Source organism: Tepidanaerobacter sp. GT38 (genome assembly GCF_021991635.1).
Lineage (GTDB): Bacteria > Bacillota > Thermosediminibacteria > Thermosediminibacterales > Tepidanaerobacteraceae > DTU063.
Window position 1 is genome coordinate 1 of the sequence record NZ_JAFFJA010000077.1, and the last position, 7,785, is coordinate 7,785.

Below are 7,785 nucleotides of genomic sequence, written 5' to 3' on the forward strand. Positions count from 1 at the left end.
TACAACAACTTGACACTATCAGTGATTCAAGAGGAGTTTGATATTTTCATTTGGAAAAAATATAATATAAGCAAAGCTGCCAAAGTGCAGTTGCAATTTCTAGAAAATCGAGGAAGAAACTGAGGCATGAATATCGAACAACAATTTTTAAAAACAATAAAAAAGTACAATATGGTAAAAGAAGGTGACAAGGTTATCGTCGGTGTTTCCGGAGGGCCTGACTCTGTTTGTTTACTTCACCTTTTTAATAAATTTCGCCGACAGCTGGGGATTTTGCTGTATGTGGCACATCTTGACCACATGTTTCGTGGAAAAGAGTCAGAGGAAGATGCCCGCTTTGTAGAGACTTTGTGTCACAATTGGAACATTCCGTTTTTTAGTGATAAAGTCGATGTGCCTGCTTATGCTAAAAAATCTGGCCTTTCTCCGGAAGATGCGGCTCGGCGCGTTAGATACGAGTTTTTTAGGGAAGTTAAGGAGCAAGTTGACGCCCAGAAGATAGCAACGGGCCATAACCAAAACGACCATGAAGAGACTATACTCATGAATATATTGAGGGGAACAGGTTTAGACGGCCTTATCGGAATTGAAGCAGTTCGCGAAAGTTTCATTAGACCGCTGATTGAGGTACAAAGAGCAGACATTGAAAAATATTTAGAGCAAGAGAATATTCCTTTTAGAATAGATGCTACAAACCTTACCACCGATTATTTTAGAAACAGCCTTCGCTTGGAACTGATACCAATCATACGCAAAAAGTACTGTCCCCATTTTGGTCAATCCCTCAGGCGACTGTCGGAAATTACCAAGCGTGATTTGGCGTTCTTAAAACAGGAGACTGAAAGAGCAAAAGCAAATACAGTAAGATACCATTCTGAAAAAGTAATTATAGATATAGGGGAGTTTTTAAAGCAACATGAGGCTATAAAATATCGGCTGGTAAGGGCAGCCGTTGAAAAACTGTCTGGCGATGTGAAGGATTTTGAAACAAGACATGCCAAATTGCTGGTAGAGTTTATAGAAAATGCATCGCCTGGCAGCATGATTGATTTACCTAAAAATCTTCAGGGAATAAAAGAATATAATACTTTCATCCTTTCAAAGGCAAGCTTTGACGAAATACCTAATTACAATTATCTCCTAAATGTTCCAGGGGAAATATCAATAAATGAGATTGGCATAAATATAAAAGCATATATAAAGGCCAAGGACGAAATTAAAATAACTCCGGATACTGACATGGCCTATCTAGATTATGATAAAATTGAAAGCAATTTGATTATAAGAAACAGGCTTCCAGGAGATAGGTTTAAACCTTTGGGGGGCATGGGTTTTAAAAAACTAAAAGACTTTTTTATTGACGAAAAAGTTCCCCGGCTAAAAAGAGATCAAGTTCCAATCGTAGAGTCAAAGGGGAATATAGTCTGGGTTGGCGGCATGAGGATTGATGATAGATATAAAGTGACCGGGGAAACAAAAAGAGTGTTAGTTATGGAAATGAGAAAGATATAAAACAGGAACAGGAAGTTCCTGTTTTTTTATGTCTGTAAAAATAGGTTTTTAACTATTTTTCATATAAATATTTACAATGAGCAGCCTATAGTAAAGCTAAAACAAATAAAACATTTAGCAATATGCTCAAAATAAGAAAAAAACTCAACAAAAAATTAGGCATTTTGATTATACAAAAGAGTAAGACATTTTGATATTGTACAATTAAAAACAATACAAAGAATGCAGGTGTTCCTATGAAAATAATCGTAGCTCCTGATTCATTTAAAGGCAGCTTGACTTCAATACAAGCAGCAAATGCAATAGAAAAAGGGATAAAAAAAGCGGCGCAAAACTACAAAGAACCCGTGGAAGTTATAAAGGTCCCTATGGCTGATGGTGGCGAGGGGACAGTAGAAGCTGTTATCAGTGCAGTTGGTGGAGATATTATATCAACCAAGGTTGTTGATCCACTAGGCAGGGAAATTGATTCATTTTTTGGCATACTTCAAGATAACACGGCAATCATAGAAATGGCAGCAGCATCGGGCCTTAATTTATTGAGCAAGGAAGAACTAAACCCAATGAAGACCACAACTTATGGCACAGGACAGTTGATAAAAAAAGCTCTTGATTACGGCTGTAAACGAATAATTATCGGGATAGGCGGCAGCGCCACCAATGATGGTGGAGTTGGAATGGCACAAGCTTTGGGAATAAGATTCTTAGATAAGGAAGGAAATCAAATTGGTTTTGGAGGTGGTGAGCTATATAAGATAGAGAAAATTGATACAGCTTTGCTAGACCCAAGGATTTTTGACACTAGCATTACAATAGCATCTGATGTAAAAAACCCTCTGTGCGGTCCTAACGGAGCTTCAGCAGTTTATGGACCACAAAAAGGTGCCACACCAGAAATGGTGGAAATTTTAGATAGAAACTTGGAGCATCTTGCAGCAGTCATAAAAAAACAATTGAACAAAGACGTACTAAATGTCCCCGGCTCTGGAGCAGCGGGAGGTTTAGGCGCAGCACTAATAGCATTTTTGGAAGCAGAGTTTTGCATGGGTATTAAAATAGTAATGGAACTTGTGCAATTGGAAGAAAAAATAAAAAATGCCGATCTAATTATAACAGGCGAGGGTTCCACTGACTATCAAACAATGTTTGGGAAAGTTCCGCTAGGAATTGCAAAGATAGCAGCAAAATACAACAAGCCAGTGGTTTGTATTTCAGGGTCCTTGGGAAAAGGGTATGAGGAATTGTATCAAGAGGGTATTGAAGCTTTATTTAGCATAGTAAACAGACCCATGAGTCTAGAGGAAGCCATGAGTAAAGTTGAACAGTTGCTAGAGAGAATTGCAAGAGATGTATTTAGGATGTATCTCTTGAGATCTTAAGCCAAAAGGTAGTTTAATAAATGTTATATCTTTTTTAATAATAATCATGCAAGTGTTGAAACGAAAAGGCCGTGTCCGGTATAATTGCGAATGTGTGGTGCATAGAAGGCCATTTAAAGTTGCCGTAGAAAGTGCTACCTAAAAAAACCAAACGTTGAAGGATTAATAACTATAAATCACAACTATGGCGCCCCAATATATAAACTCAAGTGGAGGATTTCAAATGTTAAAAATCGAGAACATAAAGGGAGTAATACCACCGATAATAACACCTGTAGATAAAAACGAAAATGTCGATGAGGATGGTCTTAAAAGAGTTATAAATCATGTTTTAGACGGGGGAGTCCACGGAATTTTTGTAATGGGAAGTAATGGGGAATTTTACGCCTTTGATTCTGAAAATCAAAAAAGAGCTGTAGAGATTACCGTAGAGCATGTCAACGGGAAAGTGCCAGTTTATGCTGGTGCCAGTGCCATTACAACAAAAGAGTGCATTAAACTGGCAAAAATGGCAGAAGACATTGGGGCAGATGCCCTTACAGTACTTACACCAATGTTTATTAAACCCAACGAAAAAGAAATGTACAATCATTTCAAAGCTATTGCCGATTCAACTAAATTGCCAATTCTCTTGTACAATAATCCAGGAAAGACCACAAACAACATATCTGTGTCACTGTTGGAAAAACTGTCCCAAATTGACAACATCGTAGGCATAAAAAACACATCCCTGGATTTTGCTCAGACCATCGAATATATTCGCGTAACTAAGGACAATCCCAAATTTAAAGTCCTTTGCGGCATTGACTATTACATTTATGCTACCTTGGCTTATGGCGGAGCAGGTTGTGTAGCAGGGACAGCAAATGTGGCACCAAGATTGGTAGTGGATATATACGAAAAATTCATGGCAGGAGATTACGCTGGAGCACTAGATGCTCAATACAAATTAATTCCTTTGAGAAATGCATATAATTATGGAAGTTTTCCTGTTGTAATGAAAGAATGTTTAAATTTAATGGGTATAGAAGTTGGCTCACCTGTGAGGCCAATTGAGCATTGCACAGAGGAAAAGCAAGAGATGATAAAAGATGTCCTTAAGAGTTTAGATTTAATATAAAAACAAATAGTAGGAGGAGATGGATTATGAAGATAGGATTTATAGGTCTAGGAATAATGGGGAAACCAATGGCCAAAAACTTAATTAAGGCCGGCTATGATCTAGTTGTTTACGACATAAACAAAGAACCCATGGAAGAGTTAAAAGCAGCAGGTGCTGAAACTTCAGCTTCCATCTTGGAATTGGCCAAACAAAGTGATGTAATTATTACCATGCTTCCAAACTCTCCCCAAGTTGAAGAAGTAGTCCTCGGAGAAGGCGGAGTAATTGAAGGAGCAAAACCAGGTTCTGTTGTTATCGATATGAGCTCTATTGCACCTTTGAGCAGCAGAAAGATATTTAAGGAACTAGAAAAGAAAGGAATAGACATGTTAGATGCGCCGGTAAGCGGTGGAGAGCCCAAAGCCATCGATGGCACACTGGCAGTTATGGTAGGAGGCAAGAAAGAGGTCTTTGACAAATACTATGATATCATGAAAGCCATGGCAGCTTCAGTTGTGTATGTAGGAGAAAGTGGTGCAGGAAACATAGCAAAACTCTGCAACCAGATAGTTGTTGCTATAAACATAGCTGCAGTATCTGAAGCTTTGATACTTGCCAAAAAGGCAGGGGTATCTCCAGAATTGGTCTATCAAGCCATTAGAGGCGGCCTTGCTGGAAGTACAGTAATGGATGCCAAAGCACCTATGATAATGGATAGAAACTTTAAACCTGGCTTTAGAATAGACTTACATATAAAGGATTTAAACAATGTACTTGATACATCTCACAGTGTTGGGGCACCTCTTCCACTTACAGCCCAGGTAATGGAAATCATGCAAGCTATAAAGCTAGACGGTTGCGGTGTTGAAGACCACGCCAGTATTGCTAAATTCTATGAAAAACTGGCAAATGCAGAGATTACAAGATAACTATTTTGCTTAAATTAAAGCCCCCACTTTAAAGTGGGGGCAATTTATAGGAGGGGTTATGATGGCAAACACACCTAAAGTTGTGGAAATGGAAGTTATTCCAGTAGCGGGTCGAGACAGCATGCTCTTGAACTTAAGCGGTGCCCATGGGCCTTATTTTACTAGAAATATCGTAATCTTGACAGACAGTTTAGGCAATAAGGGTATAGGTGAAGTCCCCGGAGGAGAAAAAATCAGGCAAACATTAGAAGAATCCAAAAAATACGTGGTGGACCAAAAAATCGGGAACTATAAAAACATTCTTAGTGCGGTATACAATGCCTTTAAATACAAAGATGCTGGTGGCAGAGGACTGCAGACTTATGACTTAAGGACAACTGTACATGTTGTCACTGCCATTGAGTCAGCCTTACTGGACTTATTAGGTAAATTTTTAGAAGTTCCTGTGGCAGCATTATTAGGAGATGGCCAGCAAAGGGATAAGGTAAAAGTATTGGGATATTTATTTTACATAGGAAATCCTGATAAAACAGACCTTCCTTACCACAGAGAACCTAATGCCAAACACGAATGGTACAAGATAAGACATGAAGAAGCTATGACCACAGAAGCAGTAGTTAAACTGGCTGAAGCATCTGCAGAATTATATGGATTTAGCGATTTTAAATTAAAAGGCGGAGTTTTTGAAGGGGAAAAAGAAATTGAAACTATAAAAGCTTTAAAGGAGAGATTCCCAAAGGCTAGAATTACCCTTGATCCCAATGGAGCCTGGCTGCTTAAAGACGCAATAGAATTGTGTAAAGACATGCACGGTATTTTGACATATTGTGAAGATCCTTGTGGTGCTGAAAACGGATTTTCAGGCCGTGAAATACTGGCAGAATTTAGAAAAGCAACGGGCCTTCCCACTGCCACAAATATGGTGGCAACAGATTGGAGGCAAATGCAGCATTCGATAATGTTACAATCTGTTGATATTCCTCTAGCTGATCCCCATTTTTGGACCATGTCAGGGTCTGTGAGAGTAGGTCAGTTGTGCAATGAGTTTGGTTTAACATGGGGTTCACACTCAAACAACCATTTCGATATTTCTCTAGCCATGTTTACCCATGTGGCAGCAGCTGTGCCGGGAGAGATAACCGCCATTGATACACATTGGATATGGCAGGAAGGTTTGGAGAGATTGACTAAAGAACCCTTAAAAATTCAGGATGGATATATTCAGATTCCAGATAAGCCCGGTTTAGGTGTTGAAATTGATATGGACCAAGTTCAAAAGGCCCATGAGTTGTATGTAAAAGAAGGTTTAGATAGCCGTGATGATACTATTGCAATGCAGTATTTAATTCCTGGTTGGAAATTTGACCCAAAGAAACCCTGTTTAGTCAGATAAATAAAAAACCTACCCAAAATAGAATTAATGAAGCAAAGAACACAAAAAAGTATAAATATTTAGTACAAATAGAGGACTTGGTGATAAATGGGGAGAATATATACTGTAAAAGTTTACGAGGAGAATCTTATCGTGGAAATTACCCATGAGTACGCTCAAAGCATAGTTGAAAAAACCAAAAATCTGCTAGGTAAAAATATTAACATTATGAACAGTTTGGGTATAATCGTAGGTAGCAAGGATAAATCGCGCATTGATACATTTCATGAAGGAGCAGCAGAAGTAATAAAAACAGGAAAAGAAATAGAAATAACTTCTAAACAAGCGAGTGAGTTAGAAGGTGTAAAACCAGGAGTAAACCTTCCAATATACCTTAATGACAACATAGTAGGCGTTGTTGGCATTACAGGTGAACCTGACGAAGTAAGGCCATATGGTCAGTTGTTAAAAATATCTGTTGAAGCTATGCTAAAACAGTTTTTTTTGTCAGAGCAACTTCGCATGGAGCAAAATGCCAAAGAGCTTTATGTCCACGATATAATAAACTGGAACTTTGAAGACACAAACGTGTTTTTAACAAAAGGTGAAGTTCTGGGTTATGACTTGTCCCTCCCCAGGCTAGCTCTAAACATTAAAGTCAATAATTTGGTCATTAAAGAAAAGTCGAAAGGCCTTTATGACAATCAGGAATTAACTGCCCAAGAAAAGCGAGAAAAAATTCTCGACTGCATCAAAAAAGTATTTGACAATCCTCAGAACATGATCAGCCACAATGGCAGCAACTATTACATTGTATTTTTTGCTCCCCAAAAAATTCACGTTAAAACAGTAAAGCAGCAAATAAAGGAAATAGCGGACAAATTAAGTAAAAAACTGGAAAAATACTCAGTTAAATTTTGCATAGGCGTAGGTTCTTACTATCCCGGCCTTGCGGGCCTTCGCAAATCTTATAAGGAAGCAGTTAAAGCTATACAAATTGTCGAGAGAAAATCCCCAGGCCAATTGCCCCAGATAATTTTTGCACAAGATCTAAGTCTTGAAATGATGCTGGCGGCTGCTCCGGATGAAATTATAAACATCTATAAGAGTCAGTTGCTTGCTAAAGAGGGTGCTAAAGATTTTTTAAGTGACGAAAAGTTGATTAATACTATAAAGGCCTTTTTTTCGGCGAATCTAAACATTTCTAAGAGCGCTACCAAGCTCAATGTTACAAGAAATACGGTAAATGCAAGGCTTGATAAGATAAAGACTTTAACTGGTCTTTCACCTAAAGATTTTAATGACGCGGTAAAGCTTATGGTATTATTGAAAGCCATTGACGTTAAATAAATGTCTAGTATTGGTATAATAAAATTTATATGCTTCAGAATGCATTTTATTTTTTCTGCGTCGAACCTGATTTTAGTTAGCAAAGTGTTAAACATTTATTTTTTTGCAGATTTTTTTTGGTCTTAAATTGCAATATTAAAT

6 protein-coding genes are annotated in these 7,785 nt (G+C 38.0%); all 6 read left to right on the top strand.

What is annotated here, in order from left to right; genetic code table 11:
- Window positions 1–126 precede the first annotated feature (126 nt).
- The 6 genes from tilS (at window position 127) to JT739_RS10140 (ending at window position 7,644) form a co-directional block, all read left to right on the top strand.
- The gene (gene tilS, locus JT739_RS10115) at window positions 127–1,512 is read left to right on the top strand and encodes a tRNA lysidine(34) synthetase TilS (RefSeq protein ID WP_237660998.1); all 1,386 of its coding nucleotides are present in this window, start codon (window positions 127–129) and stop codon (window positions 1,510–1,512) included.
- 236 nt (window positions 1,513–1,748) lie between these two features.
- The gene (locus JT739_RS10120) at window positions 1,749–2,891 is read left to right on the top strand and encodes a glycerate kinase (protein ID WP_237660999.1); all 1,143 of its coding nucleotides are present in this window, start codon (window positions 1,749–1,751) and stop codon (window positions 2,889–2,891) included.
- A 223-nt stretch (window positions 2,892–3,114) separates the two neighbouring features.
- The gene (dapA, locus tag JT739_RS10125) at window positions 3,115–4,011 is read left to right on the top strand and encodes a 4-hydroxy-tetrahydrodipicolinate synthase (RefSeq protein WP_237661000.1); all 897 of its coding nucleotides are present in this window, start codon (window positions 3,115–3,117) and stop codon (window positions 4,009–4,011) included.
- Window positions 4,012–4,037: 26 nt separating this feature from the next.
- Complete coding sequence (gene garR / locus JT739_RS10130; RefSeq protein WP_237661001.1) at window positions 4,038–4,922, top strand: 2-hydroxy-3-oxopropionate reductase; 885 nt, start codon at window positions 4,038–4,040, stop codon at window positions 4,920–4,922.
- A gap of 58 nt (window positions 4,923–4,980) precedes the next feature.
- Window positions 4,981–6,315 (top strand): enolase C-terminal domain-like protein, encoded by a 1,335-nt coding sequence (locus JT739_RS10135; protein ID WP_237661002.1) that lies wholly within the window; start codon window positions 4,981–4,983, stop codon window positions 6,313–6,315.
- An 87-nt stretch (window positions 6,316–6,402) separates the two neighbouring features.
- Window positions 6,403–7,644, top strand: a complete 1,242-nt coding sequence (locus JT739_RS10140; protein ID WP_237661003.1) for a sugar diacid recognition domain-containing protein — start codon at window positions 6,403–6,405, stop codon at window positions 7,642–7,644.
- Window positions 7,645–7,785 lie beyond the last annotated feature (141 nt).

Bases quoted from the DNA above. Each gene is read 5' to 3' on its own strand.
- tilS (WP_237660998.1), top strand. From the start codon at position 127: ATGAATATCGAACAACAATTTTTAAAAACAATAAAAAAGTACAATATG.
- JT739_RS10120 (WP_237660999.1), top strand. From the start codon at position 1,749: ATGAAAATAATCGTAGCTCCTGATTCATTTAAAGGCAGCTTGACTTCA.
- dapA (WP_237661000.1), top strand. From the start codon at position 3,115: ATGTTAAAAATCGAGAACATAAAGGGAGTAATACCACCGATAATAACA.
- garR (WP_237661001.1), top strand. From the start codon at position 4,038: ATGAAGATAGGATTTATAGGTCTAGGAATAATGGGGAAACCAATGGCC.
- JT739_RS10135 (WP_237661002.1), top strand. From the start codon at position 4,981: ATGATGGCAAACACACCTAAAGTTGTGGAAATGGAAGTTATTCCAGTA.
- JT739_RS10140 (WP_237661003.1), top strand. From the start codon at position 6,403: ATGGGGAGAATATATACTGTAAAAGTTTACGAGGAGAATCTTATCGTG.